The sequence below is a fragment of the Brevibacillus sp. AG162 genome, from assembly GCF_006715575.1.
Classification (GTDB): Bacteria; Bacillota; Bacilli; order Brevibacillales; family Brevibacillaceae; genus Brevibacillus; species Brevibacillus brevis.
In genome coordinates this window covers 397,934-420,485 of record NZ_VFNO01000005.1, presented here as the reverse complement: position 1 = coordinate 420,485, position 22,552 = coordinate 397,934, and the positions used below count along the sequence as shown (strand labels likewise).

Below are 22,552 nucleotides of genomic sequence, written 5' to 3'. Positions count from 1 at the left end.
ATGAAAGCAGTAGTATTTGATTGGGCAGGAACAATGGTAGATTACGGTTGTTTTGCTCCTTTGGCTGTGTTTTTGCAGGTGTTCAAAAAACGGGGAATTGAGCTGACAGCAGAAGAAGCGCGCGAACCAATGGGGATGCTCAAGCGCGATCATATCCAGGCGCTGTGCAAAATGGAGCGGGTAGCAGCGCTATGGCAAGAGCGTTACGGTCGACTTCCGAATGAAGCGGATGTGGACGAATTGTACGCCGACTTCGAACCGATGCTGATGGAGACGCTGCACGAGTACGCCACTCCTGTTCCTGGAGCGCTTGAGCTGGTAGGGCGATTACGCGAGCAAGGTATCAAAATCGGCTCAACCACAGGCTACACAAGGGAAATGATGAATGTTGTAGCAGCATCGGCTAAACAACAGGGCTACGAGCCGGACGCACTGGTCACCCCGAGTGAAGTGCCTGCTGGACGTCCATATCCATGGATGTGCTATCAAAATGCGATCCTGCTAGACGTATATCCAATGAACGAGATGGTCAAAGTCGGTGATACGACAAGCGATATGAAAGAAGGAAGAAACGCCGGGATGTGGACCGTTGGTGTCCTGAAGGGCGGAAGCGAGCTCGGTCTGTCCTTGGAGGAAGTGACAAGCATGCCACAGGAAGAGCTGGATAAAAGGCTGGCTATCGCAACGGAGCGATTGACTGCGGCAGGCGCCCACTATGTTATAGAGGAGATCGGGCGTTTGGATGAAGTGCTGGAAAAGATCGAGAAGCGTCATACAGAAGGAGAGAGACCATGAATCAGACACGACCAACCGACAATCCGTACTTGCTGCTCACCCCCGGACCATTGACCACTTCCTCAACCGTACGCGAAGCAATGCTGCGGGACTGGTGCACCTGGGATCGTGATTACAATGAACTGGTACAGGCAATCCGCCAAAAGCTCGTCCGATTGGCAACCTCACAGGTAGAGGAGTATACGAGTGTTTTGATGCAAGGCAGCGGGACCTTTTGTGTCGAAGCGGTGGTGAGTAGTGCGATTCCCGCAGACGGCAAGCTGCTCGTCCTGACGAATGGCGCATACGGGGATCGGATCGTGGAAATGGCACGAGTCCATGGAATCGTAACAGAGGTGATTGATTTTGGTGAAGTGACAAAAGCCGATGCAGAGGTATTGGAGCAGAGACTAGCGGCGGATGCAACGATCACGCATGTGGCTGTCGTGCATTCAGAAACGACTACCGGTATGCTCAATCCCATTAAAGAGATCGGTGAAGTCGCCAAGAAGTACGGAAAAGTCTATATCGTAGACGCGATGAGCAGCTTCGGTGGCATTCCGTTGGATGCAGCAGAGCTCTCGATCGACTTCCTGATCTCAAGCGCAAACAAATGCATCCAAGGCGTGCCTGGTTTCGGCTTTGTCATTGCCAAGAGGTCTGCGCTCATCAAATGCGAGGGGATTGCCCGTACGTTGTCCCTCGATTTGTACAGCCAGTGGAAGACAATGGAGGAGCAAAACGGAAAGTGGCGCTATACTTCTCCCACTCATGTCGTTCGCGCGTTTTATCAAGCACTGATAGAGCTTGAGGCAGAGGGCGGTGTTGAGAAACGATATGAGCGTTACCAGCGAAATCAGCAGCTGCTCGCAGAAGGCATGGAGCGCGTCGGTTTTCGCATCCTGTTGCCAAAAGAATCGCAATCGCCCTTCATCACTTCCTTTTACTATCCCGAAAGCGAGGCATTTACCTTCGCACAGCTGTATGAACGTTTGAAACTGGCAGGCTTCGTCATTTATCCGGGCAAAATCTCGCAAGCGGACACGTTTCGGATTGGCAATATCGGAGAGGTTTACCCTGAGGATATCGAGAGATTAATCGCTGCAATGGAAAACAATCGTTTCTGGCTGGAGTAAAGAAAAGGAGGCTACCGTGATGAAAGTGTTTTGCTTGGGTGGAGCAGGGAATATTTGTCGGGAAGCGGTGCTCGATCTTGTCATGCATTCGGATTTTGAGCAGATCACGATCGGCGATTTTAATGAAGAGGAAGGTCGCAAGGTAGTCGAGTGGCTGAACGATCCACGCGTAGATTTTGTTCCGGTAAACGTGCACGATCATGCGGATACGGTCCAAAAAATGCGCGGTTACGACATCGTCATGGACGGTACCACGATAACGTTAAACGGACTGTCAACCGCTGCGATTGCGGAGGCTGGCTGCCATGGTATCAATTTGAACGGTTTTGGGGAAGAAAACGCATCGGATGCGATCTTCCGCGCTCATGGAAAGACCTGCCTGCCAGGCTTTGGCATGACGCCTGGGCTGACCCAAATGATGGCGATGTATGCAGCGAACCAGCTCGATGAAGTCGACGAAGTCCGCGTCAGCCACGGCTCTTTTCGTCCGATTGCCTTTTCCAAATCGATCACAGAGACGACGACTTATGAGTATGATCCAGACCTGCCAGGGCGGGTCGTCTATGAAAATGGGGAATTTATTCAAGTCCCGCCATTTGCTCGCCCTCGCGAAATAAAGCTTCCCGAGCCGTATGGAACAACGGTGCAGTACATCATTCCTCATGCAGAGACAAAAACGCTCGCACAGGCTTTGTCTCCAAAAGGAGTAAAGCTGATCGAGGTGCGAGGAACATGGCCAAAGCAAAACATGGAGCTGGTCAAAGCCCTCTATGATTATGGCTTTTTGCGGAACGATCCCATCACGGTAGGCGAAATAAAGGTGGGAATCCTTGATTGTATCTCCCAATACCTCTACAATTCTAGGGAGGGAAAAGAGACGGAATTATACGGGTATTCGCTTCATGTCGAGGTAACAGGTACCAAGGACGGCCGCAAAGTAGGACACATCCTGTACCATACACATCCGACATCTGACGGCTCTGAGCCTGACTGGGCTGGGCTGCGCGCCTATACCCGCAACGTAGGAATCCCGCTGGCGATTGCGACGGAGCAGATCGCAAAAGGAAACGTAAAAGCTACTGGCGTCATAACACCAGAAGAAGCATTTGACCCGGCTGTGATTTTTCACGAGCTGGCAAAACGTCAAATTTACATCCATGGAGAGAAGATCGAACTGACGTAAAGTACGGTATAGGGGGACATGCGGCGTGTCGTTGTTCGGGGAAGAGCGTAAGCAAATCATTTTGCAGTTGATCAATTCCAATGGCAAGGTGCGGACCAATGAGCTGGTCGAAAAGCTGCAAGTATCGTCTGAGTCGATCCGCAGGTATTTGGAAGAGCTGGAAGCGGAGAAAAAGCTGAAGCGCGTTTATGGCGGGGCAGTAAAGCTGACAGTGGAGCGCTCCGAGCCCTCTCATATTGCCCGTGAAGTCTTGCGAGCGGAAGAAAAGAAACGAATTGGGCGGCTGGCGGCGGACTTGGTGCAAGACAGCGATACCATTGTCATCGATGAAGGGACAACGCCTTTGCAAATGATCAGCTTTCTCGTGACGAAAAAAGATTTGACGATCCTCACTAGCTCGATCACGGCGCTGAATCGATTAATCGAGTACCAAAACAATGGAATGCTTGCGGCAGATATCTATTTCCTGGGTGGAAAAGTGAGCGCCAAACATCATCGGGTAAGCGGGACCTATGCAGAGAAGATGATGAAGCAATTTTATGTGGACAAGGCGTTTATCGCGGCTGACGGCATCTTGCTCCATAAAGGCTTGACCTGCTATGAGCCGGACCGAACGGAACTCGCCCGTTGTTTCATCGAAAATGCCAATGAAAGCATTGTGCTAGCCGATCACTCCAAGATCGGGGTCAGCACATTGTGCAAGATCGCGGACTTAGGAGAGGTCGACATCATCATCAGCGATACGGCAGCACCAGCAGAATGGAATAAAGGACTCCAAGCAAAAAACGTAGTATGGATGGTAGTAGAAGAGTCGTAGTGAGCAGGCCAGCGATTCCCCACGACAGGGAAGCTGGCCTGTTTGCTGTTATCATAGGGAAAGATTTCACACGGAAAGTTGTGGAGTTCGGACAAAAAATAATGGAGAAAATGCATTGTCAGATGGAGAGGAAATACATATGATCAGGATGCAGATAGTGAGAATGAGAATCAATCAGATAATCATCAACAGATGCGAGAGAGGGTAGAACAGGATTACCTCGATCTCGACGTGCCGCTTTTTGATATTACAGGAAGTATCGAAGCGTTACTTGCAGCCAATCCGGATATCATCATTGTGGATGGCTACGCTGATCCCAAGAAATACGAGGAATTCAGCAAGGTAGCCCCTACGTACAAGCTGCCGGATGAACTCCGTAATGACACGATTGGAAGACTCAAGAAAATCGCCGAGGTGCTAGGCGTTCCAGAAAAAGCAGACGAAGCGATCCAAAAGTACAATGAAAAAATGGCGGATACCAAGGCAAAGCTGGAAAAGGCGATTGGCGATGAAACGGTGGCCGTCATTCGTTTGAACGTGGGAATTAAGCCGAATTTGGCACTCTTCGGAGATGGCAATGTTTACACAGGCATGCTCTATAAGGAGTTGGGACTTGCGCCGTATTCCGCTGCCAAAAATCAAGATACGCACGTGGTATTATCAGAAGAAGCCATCCCTGCTATCGATGCAGACCATATTATTGTGTTCCCGTCGAATGGCACGTGGACTTCCGAAGAAAACAAGGATGCGCTCAAGATTTTGGAGAGCCCAATCTGGAAATCTGTTCCTGCTGTAAAAAAAGGTCATGTCTACCTAATGGAGCGGACACATTGGCAATCCGGTGCCATGCTGGCCAATATGAAGAAGGCAGACGACTTGGTCAAAGCGTTTGTAAAGTAATCGAGTTTAGTAGAGAAAGCGCGTCATATCGGTTGATGCGCTTTCTTTTTCGTCTGTGGAGCTTGTCGTTGGGATGTTTACTCATTATAATATTAAAATGATAATCATTCTCACAAGAAGGGTGAGGGAGATGAATAACGACGCATCCGGGGCCAAGCTATCTCCACCATCATTCTTTGCAATGACGGCCATCCAAAAAGTAAATGTGGAAAGATGGCAGGACTATCAAGAGACGGAAGACTACACGATGATTATAGCAACAGACGGAGAAGGGCTCATTGAAATCGAATCATCGACATATCGGTTCACGCGGGAGCGTTGCTGGATTGCACCACCGCGTCAGAACGTTCGGATCAGTTGTACGAGTCACCTTCTCGACTTTTATTATCTGACTTTTCGTGTCGTCCACATGGGAGCTCCTATAAAGGAACAAGCTTCCGAGGCTTTTTTCTGTGTGGGGGAGTTGACCTGCACGCCTTTTTCACGTGTCCTTGAATCGATTGCGGAGATTTACAAGCATCGCGATGCCAAGGAGTCGTTGCAACGATTTTATCATCACGTGCGGTTTGAAGAATTGCTATGCGTTTTGGCCCAGCAAAATGTGCCAGGCAAAACAAGTTTGGACCCAAGGCAAGCTGTTGAACGTTCGATTACGTATATAGAGGAGCATTATCAGGAACCGCTGATCGTAGAGCAGTTGGCAGAGGAGGCGCATGTTGCACGTTGGCGATATACACAGCTTTTCAAAGAAATGACGGGACAACTACCGCTTGATTACATCCATCAACTGCGGATGAATCAGGCGAAGCAGCTACTGCTCATGACAGGTGATCGGATCAACGAGATTGCCCAAAACGTCGGGTTTAACAGCGAGTATTATTTCAATCGTCGTTTTAAGCAGAGTGTAGGGCTGGCGCCAGGAAAATATCGCAACATTCATCGGGATGATTTACGAGTCGTCTCTCTTTATATGGAGGATTATTTGCTGGCCCTTGGCATTCGACCCGTCGTTCAATGGGCGCATACATATTGGGGGCAGCAGGATTATTTGGGCTTGCATGATGTACCGACGTACGATGTGCTGACAGATGACGTGCAGCTCTTGTCCAATCGTGCCCCTGATGTCATTATGCTTCGGGAATGTACAGGCTGGAAGGCGGATGTGTATGCCCAATGTGCCCGGATTGCCCTTACATGCATGATTCGGCAGTTCGGTCCTGAGTGGCGAAAAACATTGCGCACCCTCGGTGATCGGTTGGGCCGAAGTGAATTGGCAGAGCGGTCAATCGAGCTGTATGAACAAAAAGTAAGAGCTGCCAAAAATGTAATGGGACGCAGTCTCAAAGGGCAGAAGGTAGCCTTCTTGCGCATATCGGCTGATCAAATTCTCGTGGAGAAAAACTATACATCGCAGGTGTTGTTTCAAGATTTGGAAATGGAGCTGGCTCCGCTGGTAAAAAAACAATTTGCCAAGCAGGTGAGAGAAGGGGTATCGTGGGAAGAGTTGTCAACACTGGATGCCGATCACATTTTTTTCGCCTTTGACAAATGGCATCAGGGAAAACCAGGTGCCGAACAGCTACAGCTCAACCATCCCGTGTGGCAAGGTCTTCCTGCTGTCCAAAACAAGCGGGCGTACCAGGTGGATTTCATGACCTGGATGAATCACGGTGTGATCGCCAACGGAAAAAAGGTCGATGATGTCCTAAAAGTATTAGCGTAGATGTACAAAGACAAAGTACGTGTTTGTCCATTGACACAGTTTTCATACATCGCCTAAAATTCTTTTATGATAATAAGAATCAATATCATCAAAAACAACTCAGCTCCATACTAACGAAAAAAAGGTGGCACGTATGAGTCAACACGCACATTCCCTGAAAGAGGGGAATAACGGAAAGCCAGTTGCGTTTCGCTCTCGCCCTTGGGCAGCGACGCTCATTTTGACTGGCGGGGTTTTCGCATTAATACTGGGGATGTTTTTGTCTGTGTCATTTGGAGCAGCCGACATCCACTTTGCTGTCGTATGGGAAGCTATTTTTCAATTTAATCCTGATATTACGCAACACCAAATTATTCAGGAGATTCGTTTGCCGCGTCTGCTCGGCGGTGCAATGGTCGGGGCCAGCCTTGCTGTTGCAGGTGCCATCATGCAAGGGATGACACGCAACCCACTGGCAGATTCCGGACTGCTTGGTTTGAACGCAGGTGCCGGATTTGTTTTGGCTCTCTGCTTCGCTTTTTTCCCGGGTCTGCCGTTCATGTACCTGATTCTCTACAGCTTTTTGGGTGCTGGCGTCGGGGCAGGTATGGTGTACGGGATTGGTTCTTTGGCAAAAGGCGGATTGACTCCGGTGCGCCTCGTTTTGGCGGGTGCCGCATTGACCGCACTGTTGTCTGCGTTAAGCGAAGGGATTGCTCTTTACTTTAAAATTGGACAAGATTTGGCCTTCTGGTATGCGGGCGGTGTGGCGGGAACCAAATGGTTTCAGCTCGAAGTCATGTTTCCGTGGATTCTCGCAGCTCTTATTGGGGCGATGATGCTGTCGCGTTCCATCACGATGCTCAGTCTTGGAGAAGATGTTGCGAAAGGATTGGGGCAGCGCACGGCGCTAGTCAAACTGGCAGGCATGATCATCGTCCTGATTTTGGCTGGATCAGCAGTCGCCGTTGTTGGGGCTGTAGGCTTTGTTGGATTGATCGTTCCGCATTTGACCCGCTTTTTGGTTGGGGTCGATTACCGATGGATCATTCCTTGCTCAGCCATTTTGGGCAGCTTGCTCGTCGTTTTCGCCGATTTGGCCGCAAGAATGGTAAATCCACCGTATGAGACGCCGTTAGGGGCACTTATTGCGCTAATCGGTGTACCGTTCTTCCTTTACTTGGCGCGTAAAGAAAGAAGGGAGATGTAATGATGCAGCAAATGGTTTCCCATTACCAAACCCGCAAAAGAAATAGAGCCTTTGCGGTTATGACGATACTCGCTATCCTCATTTTCATCGCGTTTATCATAAGTATGAACACAGGCTACATACGTTTGTCACCAAGCGATCTGCTGATGACACTGATCGGTTCTGGAACAGACAAACAAAACCTGATCTTGTTCGAATTCCGCTTGCCGCGGATTGTTATATCCCTCCTGATTGGGGCAGGACTTGCCGTATCCGGGTGTATTATTCAAGGAATTTCCCGCAATGCGCTGGCTGAACCTGGTATTTTAGGGATCAACGCTGGTGCTGGCTTGATGGTGATGCTGTTCATTTCGTTTTATCCATCAACGTCTGCGGCACCTGTTTTTTTGCTGCCAGTGTTGGCGTTGCTTGGAGCCAGCGTGACAGCAGCGCTGATCTTCGCATTGTCTTATAAAAGGCACAAGGGATTATCTCCGACCCGTATCATATTGACGGGGATTGCCGTGGCGGCTGGGATGAGTGCCGCGATGATCGTCTTGACACTGAAGCTGAGCCCGGACAAGTACCAGTTTGTGGCGACTTGGCTCGCCGGTAGTATCTGGGGGACCAACTGGAAGTTCGTTCTTTCGCTTTTGCCCTGGATCGCCATTTTACTCCCCTATGTTTTTTACAAAGCACGTGTCATGAACGTGCTCAATTTGGGGGAAGAATTGGCGAAAGGCTTGGGTGCACCCGTTGCCAAAGAGCAATTGAAGCTGCTGGCTGCCGCAGTCGGGCTTGCCGCTTCCTGCGTGGCAGTGAGTGGAGGCATCGGTTTTGTCGGGTTGATCGGTCCGCATTTGGCCCGCAGACTAGTGGGGCCAAAGCATGAGATGCTTTTGCCTACATCAGCCCTGACGGGGGCGCTATTGGTCATCGTGGCTGATACCATCGGACGCTGGATCATGCAACCGTCAGAGATTCCGACTGGTATCGTTGTAGCCGTTATCGGTGCTCCTTATTTCTTGTACTTGCTGGCACGTTCAAAAGCATAGTTTCGCAAATGGTGGATATGGCGAGCGTTTTCCCGTCTAGGTACGAGGGAGACGCTCGTTTTTGCATAGGCAGAAGTGGAGATCAGGCAATTGGGGAATTGAAAAGAGGGAAATGTTGGAGGACAATGGGGAGAAGAAGCAACCGCCTTGTGTTTGCTATAATAACAGCATGAGCATGTATCGGGACGAGAAGGAGTAAAGGCATATGATCGATCGATTAGACCACTTGGTTTTGACGGTAAAAGACATCGAAGCAACCTGTCACTTTTACGAAAAAGTCCTGGGTATGAAGGCTGTTACCTTTGGCGACGGCAGGAGGGCCCTGCACTTCGGCCAGCAAAAAATCAATTTGCATCAAATCGGACAAGAATGGGAGCCAAAAGCGATGCATCCAGTGGCAGGCTCCGCTGATCTGTGTCTTGTCACATCGCTTCCACTGGAGCAAGTCATCCAGCATATTCATGCATGCGGCGTCCATTTGGTGGAAGGACCTGTTCAAAAAACAGGCGCCATCGGGCCGATTCGTTCGGTGTATTTGCGTGATCCGGATCAAAATTTAATCGAGGTCTCTGAGTACTTGCCACAGGAATCAGGGGAGTATTCCTTTGCTCCTGCGATCAAGGAGATTTCCAAGAGATTGGAAGAACGTGAGCGAGAGACGAGCGGAGCATACAGTGTCTTGCTCCCGCTCGTCAAAATGGCTGACGACCAGCTAGGCATTTTATTTGAAAAAAGAGCCAGCACCATGCGGCGACAGGCGAATGAGGTTTGTTTTCCGGGAGGGCGAGCTGAGAAGAGCGACGAATCCCGTTGGGCGACGGCTGCTCGGGAAACAAGCGAGGAGCTGGGGATTCCACTTGATCGGATTCATTATGTAGGCGAGCTCGACCAGGTGATTGGGCCAGGCTCTTCTATTATTACGCCGTTTATTGGATACGTGGAAGGAATTCCAGATATGAAGCCGAATCCAGACGAGGTCGGAGAGGTCTTTATCCTTCCACTCGATCGTCTGTTGGCAACGCAGCCAGCGAAGTATCTTTCCTCTGTCATGACCGAGCCCGAAGAGGATTTTCCTTACCATCTGATCCCAGGTGGCAAGCGATATCCGTGGCGAAAAGGGACAGTCGAGCATTTGTTTTACGAGGTGGACGGGCGTGTCATCTGGGGGTTAACCGCCCGGGTGTTGGCTCAGTTTCTTGAATGGATTAGCAGCGACGACCAATCAACTAGTAAACAATAAAAGAGGTTGTTCAAAAAGTCGTCTTTTGATCACGAAGGAAGTCATGGTAGCTAGGTCGACATCGAAAATGGCGTTCACCTTCGAAGTCCGGTGCTCATGTAGATTCCCTACACTCCGCTCCTCCTTCGTTCGGTTCTCGCCATTTTCTCGGTGCTGAAAAGCCAACTTTTTGAACAATTATTAGTTGAGGAGTGGATTTACCATGTGGACAAGCAATCCTATCACTTCGCGTTTACATTTGAAATGGCCGATTATTCAGGCGCCAATGGCAGGGGGGGCGACCACACCAGCCTTGGTAGCCGCTGTCTCAGAAGCAGGGGGACTCGGAACGCTTGGTGCCGCATATATGTCTCCTGAGCAGATTCGTGAGGCGATCAAATCCATTCGGGCGTTAACGGACAAACCGTTTGGCGTGAATCTGTTTATTCCGGAAGATTTCGATGCCGACCAGCCGATCGCAGAAGGCGTTGCCCAGACAATGAATAATGTGCGAGATCGATTGGGCATCCCGCACAATCCGCAGGTGACGCAATTTACAGAGCCGTTTGCTGAGCAGATGGCTGTCGTCTTGGAGGAACAGCCCGCCGTTTTCAGCTTTACCTTCGGTGTTCTGGATCATCGCTTGATGGCGGAGTTGAAGCAGCGAGGAATCACTGTCATCGGAACAGCGACAACCGTTCGCGAAGCGATTGTCTTGGAAACGAGCGGAGTCGATATGATTGCCGCCCAAGGCAGCGAGGCAGGCGGGCACCGTGGTTCCTTTTTGCCGGATTCACCAAGCAATATGATTGGAACAATGGCGCTCGTCCCGCAAATCGTGGATCGGGTCAAGATTCCCGTAATCGCAGCTGGAGGGATCATGGATGGGCGAGGGATCGCAGCAGCACTCGCACTCGGGGCACAGGCGGCACAGCTCGGAACGGCTTTTCTGACGTGCAAGGAGAGCGGAGCACATGCCCTGCACAAGAAAGCCATTTTGGAGACGAGCGAAGAGTCCATCGTAATGACACGTGCTTTCTCTGGAAAATGGGCAAGGGGCATTCAAAATGAGTTTATGACAACGCTCGCCCCGCTTGATCACGAGCTCCCGACCTATCCGGTACAAAATGCCCTGACGAAAGACATTCGAGCCGCAGCGGGCAAGCAGCAGCAACGTGCGTACATGTCGATGTGGGCGGGGCAGGCAGCTCCACTCAGCCAGGAAATAAGCGCGAGTGAGCTCGTTGAAAAGCTGGCAGCGGAGACGACGAGAATTTGCAGCAATCTGGGGTAACCCCAGCAGAAGAAGCGCGCAAAGAAAGCCACGCGAAAGACGGAGGAAATCAAATTGAACCAGGAATACGCTCTCAAGGGGAACCTTGTCGCAGATGGACAGGAATTGCATAATGGTCTCGTAGTCGTGGGAAATGGAATGATCATCTATGTCGGCAAGGCTGATGAGTATGGAAAAGCTTTGCCAGATCATGTGGTGACAGTAGAGGATGGCTGGATTTGCCCTGGATTCGTCGATATGCACATGCATGGGATTGACGGTTACGACACGATGGACGGGACGCCGGAATCCCTTCAGGCTATCTCGACAGCACTTGCGCGGCATGGGGTGACGTCTTTTTTGGCGACGACGATGACAGCTCCTTATGATCAATTGGAGCAGGTGCTGGTTACCATCGCGCATAACAGCAGGGAAGGGCTTCCGGGGGCACAAGCGATCGGCATCCATCTGGAAGGCCCGTGGATCAATCCGCGTTACAAGGGAGCGCAAAAAGAAGAAAACATCGCGATACCCAAACTCGATGCAGTGCAAAAGCTATACGGATTGTCAGAAGGTCTGATCAAAGTCGTGACGATTGCGCCTGAACAACCGGAAGCGCTTGAAGCGATTGCATGGTTAAAAGAACGGGGTGTCATCGTGTCTGCTGGACATACAGGCGCTACGTTTGCCCAAGCGACGGAAGCGGTAGATGCGGGCGTACGCCATTTTACACATTGTTTCAATGCCATGACAGGGCTGCATCATCGGGAGCCGGGCGTAGTGGGCGCCGCGATGTATCATGAGCAGTTGAGCACAGAGCTGATCGCAGATGGCATCCATGTGCATCCAGCAGTCATGAAGATTTTGTATCGGGTCAAAACGGCTGAACGGCTCGCTCTCGTCAGCGATTCCATGCGGGCAGCTGCGATGGGCGAAGGGACGTACGACCTTGGGGGACAAGAGGTTCACGTCCACGACAATCAGGCAAAGCTCGCAGATGGAACCCTTGCCGGAAGCATCCTGACGCTGAATCGAGCGGTCGGCAATATGGTGACGCTAAGTGGTGTCTCTTTGCCAGATGCAGTGGATATGGCTTCCCTGACACCAGCAAGCATCCTTGGCTTCGGCGAACGAAAAGGACGTCTGGCGGCAGGTTATGATGCGGATATTACGGTATTGAATACACAATTTGACGTGACCATGACTTTCGTTGCGGGTAAAGAAGTTTATCACCAGTCCAAATAGTTTCGTAATAGAAAAAAGCAGTCCAAGGTCGCTCTTGGATTGCTTTTTTTAGCATGAAAGAAGAAAGATGTCTCCGGACGGCTGTGGTCGGGGAGAAGCCCTGCCACATGTTTTCCAGTCGCCTATATCCTCACTTCGTTCGGGCGGTCTCCTTCCAAACATGTGACAGGGCTTTCGTATAGCTTTTGTTAACTTCAGGGTTTTACCCCGCTTTCAAAGATTGACTCAGAGAGCCTTTCAGAACTTTATCGATCCCCTTCCTGGATGACCTTTCAAATGTTATGAACAAAAAGCCGCGTAGGAAGAAGTGCATTTCCAGTCCAAGCGCCTCTGGAGCCCTCCCCAGCGTAGAAATGAATGGTGGGGAATTTCAGCTTCACTTATGAGATACTTCCTCGAAACTGTCTACGTTTGAAGCGCTCCCGCCATTCATTTCGGAGCGGACAGTCTTCTCCCCCTTGGGGGGCGGAGGCCGAAGCGTAGACTGGAAATGCACTTCTTCCCTCTCCATAGCTCCTTCTTACAACTGCTGCTGCAACGCATCCCGTTGAAGCCATATTTTATGAAAGTCCAACCACCCCGACGAATTGATCGACACGCCTCGTAGAGATTTGTGAAACGACGTAAAGGTCTTTTTCTGAACCAGATACAAGACCGCATAGTTTTCCTTGATCATGGCTTCGATCCTGGCGAGATGGTGCTCCCGAGCAAGCCGGTCTGGCTCCTGAAACGTCAAGCAAATCTCCTTGTTGATCTCCTGAGCCAACGATTCATCAAATGCGGGGAGAAAGTAATTTCTTTGCAGATACATCTCCAGCTCGCTAATCTGATCGCTGCTAAACACATTGCCGTACAGCTGGCAGTCATGTTCGGGCAAACAATCGCGATTTGAAAATTCCCATGGTTCTCTCACATCGACTTCCAGATTAATGCCATAATCGCCGCATCGTTGTTGAATCCATAGGGCATCTTCTTCATGGTAGGCTGTGGTCACGAGGCGCAATGTTTCTCCCTGATACTCGCTTTCCTGTAGCAGGGACATGATTTCAGCATGGCAGGGCTGCTCATTCTCTCTCGCTCTTACCTCTCTTAAAACAGGGTGATACGTGCGGAAGCCTTTAGCCGGGTAGATGCGATCACCGCCCAAATCGGCAATCATTTGATCCCGGTCAATCAGCTTATCAAGCGCCTGACGGAACTTGAAATGATTGTGCGGACCACTCGTCCACTGATTAAAAACAAGCAAATTACAGCAGGAAAAAAACGCCTCCGTATCACACCAGTCCTGACCATCCTGAATGACTGCTTCCTTCAATGCTTGTGCTTTCGTCTGGACCCCGTGCGACACCATCACAGACGCCCAGTTTGGTTCTTTTAGGCGACCCAAGTCCAACTCGGGGAAGATCAAAATTTCCACACGATCCAACTGCGGTCTCCCCAGAAAATGAGCAGGAAATGCCTCTAAAATACAGATCCCCTCGTTCAGGCGGACCAGTTGAAAGGATCCTGTTCCAATTGGCTTTTCTCCAAAGCCTTTCTCATCCTGCCGAACGATTTCTTCTGGAACAATGCTTGCGGGTATCGTCGCCAACAGCCTCAGCAGCAAGTAATTCGGTTCTTTCAGCAGGATGCGCACGGTTCTGTCGTCAATGGCGATAAGCTGATCTATGTCACGAAACATCCAGCTTGCTTCATACGTGTCTGGATGCAAGCGAAGCCGATTCAGGGAAAAAACAACATCATGAGCAGTCAATTCCCGTCCGTGATGAAACAGCACGTTCTTTTTCAAATAAAAGGTCCATGCTGTGGCATCTGGACTGCTTTCCCATGAGTGGGCGATGGAAGGTAAAATCGAACGACTATTCAGATCATAATGGACGAGCGTATTGAAAATTTGTCCCGCCAGATGTGCATCGAAGTGGTAATAAACCAGACCAGGGTCGAGCGTCACAATCGTGCGGTACACCGGAAAGCGCATGATATCTTGGGAACGGTTCGATACCGAGTGGCGTAAGAAGCCCATTCCTTCCGAGAGCCAATCCATGATCTGGTCTTTGACGGCTGCTTTGCCGTAGCGATTCATGAGCTCCATCGCTTCTTTGACGTCGCCTTTGTCTATTTGCAGCTTGACCTCGGCGAGGAGGATCTCATCGGAATCAGTATGAAGCGTCATGACCGAGACATTTCCTCGCCCGCGTCCCGCCTTCCATTCGACCCAATCCAGCTCGACTAGCTTACGGACAATCAGCTTGGCGTAGCGAGGCGTACAGTGCCAAATCCCAGCCAGCTTTTCGATGGTGACAGGGAACGGTTTCCCGATTTCTTCTAGATGAAAAAACGAACGAAGCTCTAAAAAATGCAGAACGGTAACCATGCTGGCCCCCATTTCTCTGATAAAAATGCATGCTCGAAAAGGTGATCGGATTCAACCAAATCGAACCCTTTTTCCCCTTTTTCTAGTTTCATATACTGAAGATAACACGAGAGATAACAAACGGGAATGGGAAAGAGAGATGGGGAGCATGAGATTTCATCCGGTGGCATGGGGTGTCATAATCGGAACATTTTTGTCACGCACAGGCTTTTTTATGACGCTTCCGTTTTTAGGCATTTACTTAGGAAAGGTAAAAGGAATTGATCCGGCGATCGTTGGCTCGATTCTCGCACTCAGCTTGCTGGTCGGAACGATTAGCAGCTTTGCTGGGGGAGCACTGTCAGATCGATTGGGCAGGTATCCAGTGATGATCACTGCGATGGGAGCTTGGAGCATTGTTTTGATTGGATACGTTTTTGCGACGGAGACGTGGATGTTCTTTGTTTTAAGTGCTTGTAACGGCCTTTTTCGGAACGTATTTGAGCCGACAGCCCGTGCCCTGCTGGCGGATGTCACGTCGGATGATCAGCGGGCAGCTGTTTTCAACGCCAGGTATTTCGCGATCAACCTGGGTGGAGCAATCGGTCCGTTAATCGGTTTGCAGCTGGGTGCAGGGAGCACATCCTTGTTGCCGTTCGTTGTCACAGCCATCATATTTGGCGTGTACGCTGCCGTATTGGTGGTATTTATGGTCATATTCAAGGAACAGCTGAAGAAGGACGTGGCTGCTGATCCGGTCACCATGAATCAGATGGCACGCATTGTTTTTACAGACAAAGTATTTCTTTACTTGTTGCTCGGGAATTTGTTCGTTGCTGGTGCCTACTCGCATCTGGACACCACACTCTCCCAGTACATTGGGCATGATCGAATAGAGGCCTATTCCTTTTTATTTGTAGTGAATACCGTCTCGGTTTTAGCGCTTCAATATCCGCTCGCCAAATTTATGAAGCGGTACTCATCGATGACCGCGTTGAAGCTGGGCTGTCTATTGTTTGGGCTGGGGCTGTTCGGTTTCGGGCTATTTACGAATTTGTTTTGGCTCTCGGTGTCGATGGTGGTGTTTACGATCGGTGAAATCTTGTGCTTTGTCGTCGGAGATATCCTGATCGGGGAGATCGCTCCCCAGCATTTACGTGGAGCGTATTACGGTGCCAGCGGTTTTGCCTTCCTTGGACAGAGTGTTTGTGCGTGGATCGGCGGGGTGTTGCTCCAGGAACTCGGTTTTGGACAAGGGCCGCTCATCTTCGCGATCCTCATGCTGTTGACCTTTATCGCGCTTCCGTTCTATCAACGCGGCCAGTATTTATGGGAGCAGCGGCAACATCAAAGAAAAAGCTGTGAAAAATCTTCACAAGTTATGATTTGAATAGGGTGCGATCTCTTGTTTTTTAGGAAAAGGAAGTAAGTACGAAAAGAAGCACGCTGTTGACGCATGCTTCTTTTTATTTTTGCCATATCCAACTGACTAGTTGTTCTTCTGAATAACTCCCCACATGTTTCCGCTCGGGTCAAAAAATTTGAGCACCCATCCGAAGCCATCGTTTTGGTAGTGGGTAATCGAGACTTCATGGGCCTGCAAATAATCATGGAGTGAATGCACATCGGAAGTGGTGTACAAAAAGACAGGCATGGGTTGATGATCAACGGTAAAGGTTGTGGACGTCTGCTCATCCGTTTCCCATATCATCAAGGTGGGTCCCGCAGACAGGGCAAGAAAAGCGGAAGTACGATACCGCGCCTGTAAGGAAAAGCCAAGGTGATTGCAGTACCAGACAATGGCCTCTTCCAAATTTTTTACGGGAACTTGTACGTGAAGCAACGATTCCAAATGTGCCATGATCAATCATTCCCCTCTCCATACTTTTTCTTTATATTGCCAGAATCCCCCATCTTTCGTTATCATTTTTTGAGAGGAAAGATAGGGGAGGCCATGACATGAGACAGGTACAACGGGAAAGAGGTCTGAAAAAAGGCACGATCCTGCAAAAAGCTTATCGGATCAAAAAGACCATTTCCACAAGTGAGCTGTCGAATGTGTATGTGGTCTACCATATGAAAAGCAAGCGGACACTCATTCTCAAAGAGTTTTTCCCGCAAGCATTGGCTATGCGAGATTTGGATCACGTGAAGGTCATTTGTCGCAGACCATCGTTAAAAACCAAATTCGACATGCTGCTAGACAGCTTTTGGCAAGAGGCGTCCCTCCACAAAGAACTGAATCATCCAAATATCATCGGATACATCGACCATTTTGCCGAAAATGGCACAGGTTATCTCGTCGTGGACTATTGCAAAGGGAAGACGCTGGATGAATATGTATTAGCCCAAGCCGAGCTTGATCTGGGAGCATTTTTGCATCAGACGGTACTTCCGGTATTTGACGGATTAGAGTATTTGCACAAAAAAGGCATCATTCATCGCGATATCAAGCCCAAAAACATCTTGGTCACCAAAGCTGGCATGCCTGTGCTGATCGATTTTGGCTCCGCGATTTATTTCGTGAGTGATGAACCTAAACCGATCGTGACGACAGAAGGATATTCACCGCTTGAGTTTTACTCAGGTCAATCCAAGCAAGGAGTAGTCTCGGATATTTACAGCCTGGCTGCCACGCTGTATTACTGTCTGACCAAAGAGCGTCCCGTTGATGTGGCGGCAAGAGTCATTGAGGATAACTTGCCGTCGCTTCGAACGATCAACCCTGATGTTCCGCTGCTGCTGGCGAATGTCATTATGTGGGGATTGGCCGTCGACTCGAAAAAAAGATGCCCCACACTCAAGCTGTTTGCGACAGCGATTCGTGCAGAGCATCTGATTTGGAAGGGAAAGGAGCGCTTCTTTCTTAGGAAGCTTCCTCACTAGACGATTTCTTAAAGCGAATTTCGATCTCGGTCATCCGATCCTCGAAGGTCACATACACCTTGTCGTTGTATTGGAGAACGAGCTTTTTATGTCGGGGCATGGCTTCCTTGCCCCGTTCAACTGTGCAGTGACTATGATTGACCAGGAGCAGCGTTTGATTTTTTCCTGGCTGGAAGTAAATCTTCTGCGCTTCGGGCAAATGCTCATTCACATCCAAACTGGTGAACAGCTCCTGCAACGTGATCCGCTGTTTCTTGCCAAAGGAGGCGAGAGGCCAAAACTTGACAGGGATGTCGTTGCCGCTTGCTGTGTGCAGGAAATATCCCTCCAGACGACCCACAAAGGCAGGCTTGGGACGTGTCAGCAGGTAAACACCGTAGCCGATCGCTGCTACGAGCAACACAATCATGCCAATGGTGATGTAGCGATCCCATACCGAGTGCACAGTAATGACGAGCGGACCTGTGACGCTTGCTCCTTCCGCATCTATGGCGGTGATGGTGATTTCTGATGTACCACTTTTCTCTGGTGACAGCTTCAGAGCCGCGTCTTGAATCGTAGCGACAAATCGTTCATCCGGATCAGCGGTGACGATGGTATAGGTTAGCTTGTCGTTATTGGCGTCTGTGAAGAACGAACCCAAATCGATAGACTGCTCGCCGTTTTCCTTTTCGATCGTCAAGGTATTGACCGAGGCAGCAACTGGCGCGATATTCGTCATGTCAAAAACGCTCGAAGCCGTCTCGCGATAAAAGTCCGGGCCATTCATGAAGATTTTCCACTCGTACTTGCCCGAGTGAGGGAAGACATAGTCGACGGTAAAGCTATCACCAAGGTTCTTCATCGGGATCTTTTCTTCTTTTTTCCCTGCGAGATCGTTTACGATCAGTTCTGCTTGCATGGATGCGTACACATCCTTGTCATCCAGTCGTTTGCCACCCTCCAGATGGTGGAGATAGGTAGTAAACGTAGCAGGATTCCCCTTGATTACAGGCTCAGGCTTGACTTCTACACCAGCCATCAAGCTGTAATTCCCCAGCAAATTGATTTTCACCAAATCCCCGGGTTTGCCTCTGAATTTGACGAGATAGTTCCCCTTCTTCGGCTTTTCTATTTTCATCAGCGAGTATTTTTTCGATTTCATAAAATGAACATTCTGCGATTGATAGTACACTTGCGATTCCAGCAGCGGATTGTTGGACAACAGGATGATGTTCGCTTCCTGCATGCTGGAGTTAGGAATGGTCACGGTCACTTCCTGCAAGCCCCCAGTAGCTGTCATGGCCGCCACCGACACGAGCTGCGATTGAATATGCTTGGCAAAAATCTGATTGAAGATTTCGGGCAGATCATCCGTGCTTTGTGTGACAAAGGAAGTTCCGCCTGTTGCCTCTGCGATTTTTTTCAGCTGTTCCTTCTGGACGGAGCCATCGCTATTGAGGCCAATCGTATAGATCGGATAGCCTTGCGCTTTTGCTTTCGAGATAGCTGTCTCCACGTCCTTGTTGGATCCTGCCACACTCCTGCCACTCGCATTTTGCCGCAAATCTGTTCCCCCGTCTGACAGAAGGATCAAAAATGGCTTCCGAGCTGGGTCCTTTGCTTTTTCAATCATCTCAGCCCCTCTGCGCAAACCGAGTCCCAAATCCGAATACCCAGAGTAACGCAACCCTTGAATGGTTCGCTTGAGCTGTTCCCGATTTCTTGCTTCGGCCATGCTCGCTGGAGACTGAGCTTGTACAATCCGATCATTATAGGCGACAAAGCCAATGCGGGTACGCGTGGCTTCGCTCATATCAATGAACATACTCATGACCTCTGCGGCTGTTTTGCCAGGGTCCGTTTTGTTCATGGAATTACTCGTATCAATGACAAAGACCGCGTCTACTCCCGCATCTGCTGTTCCATTTGCCCCCGCAGTAAGAGGGGCGGACAAGAAGAGCATGGGGAGGAGCAGTCCGATGACCACCATTCGAAAAAGTGGAGGCAGAGAGAGGGTTGACTGACGATTTTTGTACATACATTCACCTTTTTTCTGAAAAAAATTTTAAAAAGTTCATGACTTACTAAAATGGGACGATTTACCTATAAATGTTTGTTCGTATAAAAGATCGGTTTCATATTGCCGATGTATATAAAAGTTAATAACACCCATTTTTGTAAATATGAGGTGAATGCATAGTGCTCCCCAGCGGCAACTAGGGAGAATTATCTATCAGTCCTTGTGCTTCTTTCCTAGTAGGAGAGTGGACAAGGCGAGGCTTATCCCTATTTTTTTGAAGACCTAGGAAAGGAGACTCTGTGTCTTCAGCATAAAACGGGAATCCAAGAAAAGGAAGATTTGTGGAATAAAATGGGTCTAAATACTGGGAATGGTCACAGGGGTATAGGAAAATTGTCACAATCCGCGGAATGTTGACAAATAATGCGGGCAAAGTTTAATTTAGAGGCAAGATTTTTTGTTTGTTTTTGGTATAAATGTCATGTTTTGCATTTTATTTCGTGAAGTAGGACTCATCATCTATCCAGTAGGACTAAGTGGTTATGCAGACAACAGAAAGGGGCCATTTATGGACATTATTAACCAGACCAACCGAACCATGCTGTTCGAAGAGATCAACCCGGAAAAATTGGACCTGATCACTATTGTTGGAGATGTAAAAGGCATCGACAGTCTCAGCGACGACAAGATCAAGGAGATCAACGAGCATCTCCTCGTGCGCAGCTTCGATGAGTTTTTGGACAAGTTCTCCCCGAGCGTGTATTCGTTCTACAATGCAGCGAACCAAAAAGTGATGTACACATTGAAAAAGCCTGACGGAATTGCAGAGGATGCGATTTCCGAGATTAAGATCGATCAGAGCAACGACTTCTTGAAAATGCTGTTTACCCTGATTGATACGAAGCGCAGTCAAGGGATCACCAACGTGGATTTCAAATTCGAGAATTTGCTCGATATGATTTCCCCGAAAAAAGTGATGGATGACATCCGTCAGGTGCGCAAAGAGATTCACTACTTGTACGGTCATTACGAAAAGCTCGATGATGGCGATCCGAAGAAGCTCGATCTCGGTGACAAGCTGAACACGATGTTCGAGGATGCCAGCAAAAACTACAACAACGTCATGGCGATGCTGCCACTGGCGATTGAAGATATCAAAACACGACTGCTCTTGGGCGGTGCACAAGAGGAGAACCAATCCGAAGCGATTCAGATCGGGATGCTGACGATTGGGGAAGACGGAGAACTGAAGATCATCGAGGCACCGAAGAGTGACAGCCGCGAGCTGATGGTTCTCGATGAAAACAGCGGAAACGGACTGATGAACGTTTTCGAAGAGGATTACGAGTCGATCACTGAGACGCCATCCTCCTACGTAAAAGATCTCGTGGTGCGCACCTTCTGCCCACTGCCGACGGTACATACCGAAGTCAACATTGAGACAGAAGTGCAAAATTACAATACGTATCTCGAGTTTTACAAAAACGCCAAGGACGACTTCGTAAAAACGGTGAAGCCTTTGGTTGAGAAAATTTTGGGCGTGAAGATGTTCTTCGATCAGTACGTGACCAAGAACAAAGGCATGCAGCCAGCGATGCTGATCACGAATACGAAGCTCGACATGCTCGTGAAAAGCAGCAACATTCCACGTCTGGAGACGTACCTGAACACGGTTAACGCGAAAAACGACTTCACGGATACGATCTGGTTCGGAATCGTTCCATCTGTTGATATGGATTCCGCCGGAAAAGCAAAAGTGACTCGCGAGCGTTTCCGCGGGAATGAAAAAGTCGTCAAGCAAGACGGCAATACGATGGAATCGCTCACCATGCTGCTCCAGGTCGTCAAGGACTTCAAGGTACAAGTGTTCTTCAGCTTCAGTACAGGTGAAGAAACGACCTTCAACAGCATGGCGACTGCGGGTATTGATAAATACATCGACAAGTGCGGAATCTTGGTGCGCAAAGAATTCAGTGAATTCGCGATCCCGTGCATTCCGAACTTCACGATTATTCCAAAAGACAAATCAGGAGTTGTCATCGACAGCAGAATGCTGCAAACCGAAGACGGCGTCAAGCTGTCCCAGGAAAAAGAAGACATCCTGAAGCTGTGGATCGAGGGTGTTTATGTCGGTGCCAGCTATGTAGCTGCTGGTGTCGTGGCAGCGTACCAGTGTCCAGAATACTTGCGCGAAACATTCAAAGTCGTTAGCCGCGAATATCCGGGTGTGCGTTTTGACATCGAAGCAGGTGAAAATGGACTGCGCGCTGTCACCACCATGGCCAAAGAAATCTCTGGCTTCACGAACAACATCAAAGATTCCATCAACCGCAAAAACTTTGGATTCGTCTTCTCTTCGGAAAATGCACAAATCCAAGGCAAAGATATCAAACGCATTACGGTGTACAAGGCACGCAGCCTCGCTATGGCAGAGGACGGCTTTGATTCCATCTACAAAACACTGGTCAGCACCTATATCGAGCGGATTCTCCGCTTCCAGACGGGTGATTTCAAACACGACAACATCGTGAAGTTCTTCAGTAACAATCCGAGCAGCCAAAAAAGCAAATGGCTGGGCACACGTGGCTTCGTGAACTCCATCATTCACGATGGTGATGACATGAGCTACATCATCGATGATAAGAGTAATCTGTGCCATATCGATCTGGTGTTCAACGGCAATGTGAAGAACCTGGAGGTCACCATCACCAAAGGAACGACTCCGGTCAAAGCATAGCATTGATCCCCTGGAGAGCTGTTTATGAAACTTTTTGACACATTACGCAGGTGGTTAGAGGTGTGTTTCCCAAAACGCACC

At 49.4% G+C, this 22,552-nt stretch carries 16 protein-coding genes and 1 pseudogene; 14 read left to right on the top strand and 3 right to left on the bottom strand.

Annotated elements, in window-relative coordinates:
- The 11 genes and pseudogenes from phnX (at window position 1) to nagA (ending at window position 12,493) form a co-directional block, all read left to right on the top strand.
- Entirely contained in the window at window positions 1–795 is a 795-nt protein-coding gene (gene phnX / locus FB479_RS18180; RefSeq protein ID WP_106655570.1) for a phosphonoacetaldehyde hydrolase, read from the top strand.
- Entirely contained in the window at window positions 792–1,910 is a 1,119-nt protein-coding gene (gene phnW / locus FB479_RS18175) for a 2-aminoethylphosphonate--pyruvate transaminase (protein ID WP_142066226.1), read from the top strand. Before phnX ends, phnW begins: the two co-directional genes overlap by 4 nt.
- Window positions 1,911–1,929: 19 nt before the next feature.
- Window positions 1,930–3,093: a saccharopine dehydrogenase family protein gene (locus tag FB479_RS18170; protein ID WP_142066225.1), complete on the top strand. Its 1,164-nt coding sequence runs from the start codon at window positions 1,930–1,932 to the stop codon at window positions 3,091–3,093.
- A gap of 25 nt (window positions 3,094–3,118) precedes the next feature.
- On the top strand, window positions 3,119–3,910 hold the full coding sequence (locus FB479_RS18165) for a DeoR/GlpR family DNA-binding transcription regulator (RefSeq protein ID WP_142066224.1): 792 nt from the start codon (window positions 3,119–3,121) through the stop codon (window positions 3,908–3,910).
- A gap of 207 nt (window positions 3,911–4,117) precedes the next feature.
- Window positions 4,118–4,810, top strand: a pseudogene (locus FB479_RS18160) (ABC transporter substrate-binding protein); the annotation flags it as partial.
- A 130-nt stretch (window positions 4,811–4,940) separates the two neighbouring features.
- On the top strand, window positions 4,941–6,533 hold the full coding sequence (locus FB479_RS18155) for an AraC family transcriptional regulator (protein ID WP_142066223.1): 1,593 nt from the start codon (window positions 4,941–4,943) through the stop codon (window positions 6,531–6,533).
- Window positions 6,534–6,666: 133 nt separating this feature from the next.
- The gene (locus FB479_RS18150) at window positions 6,667–7,722 is read left to right on the top strand and encodes a FecCD family ABC transporter permease (protein ID WP_056493650.1); all 1,056 of its coding nucleotides are present in this window, start codon (window positions 6,667–6,669) and stop codon (window positions 7,720–7,722) included.
- Window positions 7,723–7,724: 2 nt separating this feature from the next.
- Entirely contained in the window at window positions 7,725–8,756 is a 1,032-nt protein-coding gene (locus FB479_RS18145) for a FecCD family ABC transporter permease (protein ID WP_106655616.1), read from the top strand.
- A 205-nt stretch (window positions 8,757–8,961) separates the two neighbouring features.
- Window positions 8,962–9,996, top strand: coding sequence for a VOC family protein (locus FB479_RS18140; protein WP_142066222.1), 1,035 nt, complete (start codon window positions 8,962–8,964; stop codon window positions 9,994–9,996).
- A 202-nt stretch (window positions 9,997–10,198) separates the two neighbouring features.
- Window positions 10,199–11,269, top strand: a complete 1,071-nt coding sequence (locus FB479_RS18135; protein WP_142066221.1) for an NAD(P)H-dependent flavin oxidoreductase — start codon at window positions 10,199–10,201, stop codon at window positions 11,267–11,269.
- A gap of 54 nt (window positions 11,270–11,323) precedes the next feature.
- Window positions 11,324–12,493, top strand: coding sequence for an N-acetylglucosamine-6-phosphate deacetylase (gene nagA / locus FB479_RS18130; protein WP_142066220.1), 1,170 nt, complete (start codon window positions 11,324–11,326; stop codon window positions 12,491–12,493).
- A gap of 520 nt (window positions 12,494–13,013) precedes the next feature.
- Here the strand turns inward: nagA and FB479_RS18120 are convergent.
- A complete protein-coding gene (locus tag FB479_RS18120) occupies window positions 13,014–14,867 on the bottom strand; it encodes an SgrR family transcriptional regulator (RefSeq protein ID WP_142066219.1) in 1,854 nt (617 codons plus the stop codon).
- Between the two features lie 148 nt (window positions 14,868–15,015).
- Between FB479_RS18120 and FB479_RS18115 the strand changes: the two genes are divergently transcribed.
- Entirely contained in the window at window positions 15,016–16,236 is a 1,221-nt protein-coding gene (locus tag FB479_RS18115; protein ID WP_142066218.1) for an MDR family MFS transporter, read from the top strand.
- Window positions 16,237–16,335: 99 nt separating this feature from the next.
- Here FB479_RS18115 and FB479_RS18110 read toward each other — a convergent pair whose 3' ends face one another.
- Window positions 16,336–16,707, bottom strand: a complete 372-nt coding sequence (locus FB479_RS18110; RefSeq protein WP_047071449.1) for a VOC family protein — start codon at window positions 16,705–16,707, stop codon at window positions 16,336–16,338.
- A 98-nt stretch (window positions 16,708–16,805) separates the two neighbouring features.
- On the opposite strand from FB479_RS18110, the gene FB479_RS18105 reads away from it, so the two are divergent.
- A complete protein-coding gene (locus FB479_RS18105; RefSeq protein WP_142066217.1) occupies window positions 16,806–17,732 on the top strand; it encodes a serine/threonine protein kinase in 927 nt (308 codons plus the stop codon).
- On the opposite strand, the gene FB479_RS18100 is transcribed toward FB479_RS18105, so the two are convergent.
- The gene (locus tag FB479_RS18100; protein WP_142066216.1) at window positions 17,713–19,752 is read right to left on the bottom strand and encodes a VWA domain-containing protein; all 2,040 of its coding nucleotides are present in this window, start codon (window positions 19,750–19,752) and stop codon (window positions 17,713–17,715) included. The genes FB479_RS18105 and FB479_RS18100 overlap by 20 nt on opposite strands.
- A gap of 550 nt (window positions 19,753–20,302) precedes the next feature.
- Between FB479_RS18100 and FB479_RS18095 the strand changes: the two genes are divergently transcribed.
- On the top strand, window positions 20,303–22,471 hold the full coding sequence (locus FB479_RS18095; protein WP_106655617.1) for a transcriptional regulator: 2,169 nt from the start codon (window positions 20,303–20,305) through the stop codon (window positions 22,469–22,471).
- The last annotated feature ends 81 nt before the right edge of the window (window positions 22,472–22,552 follow it).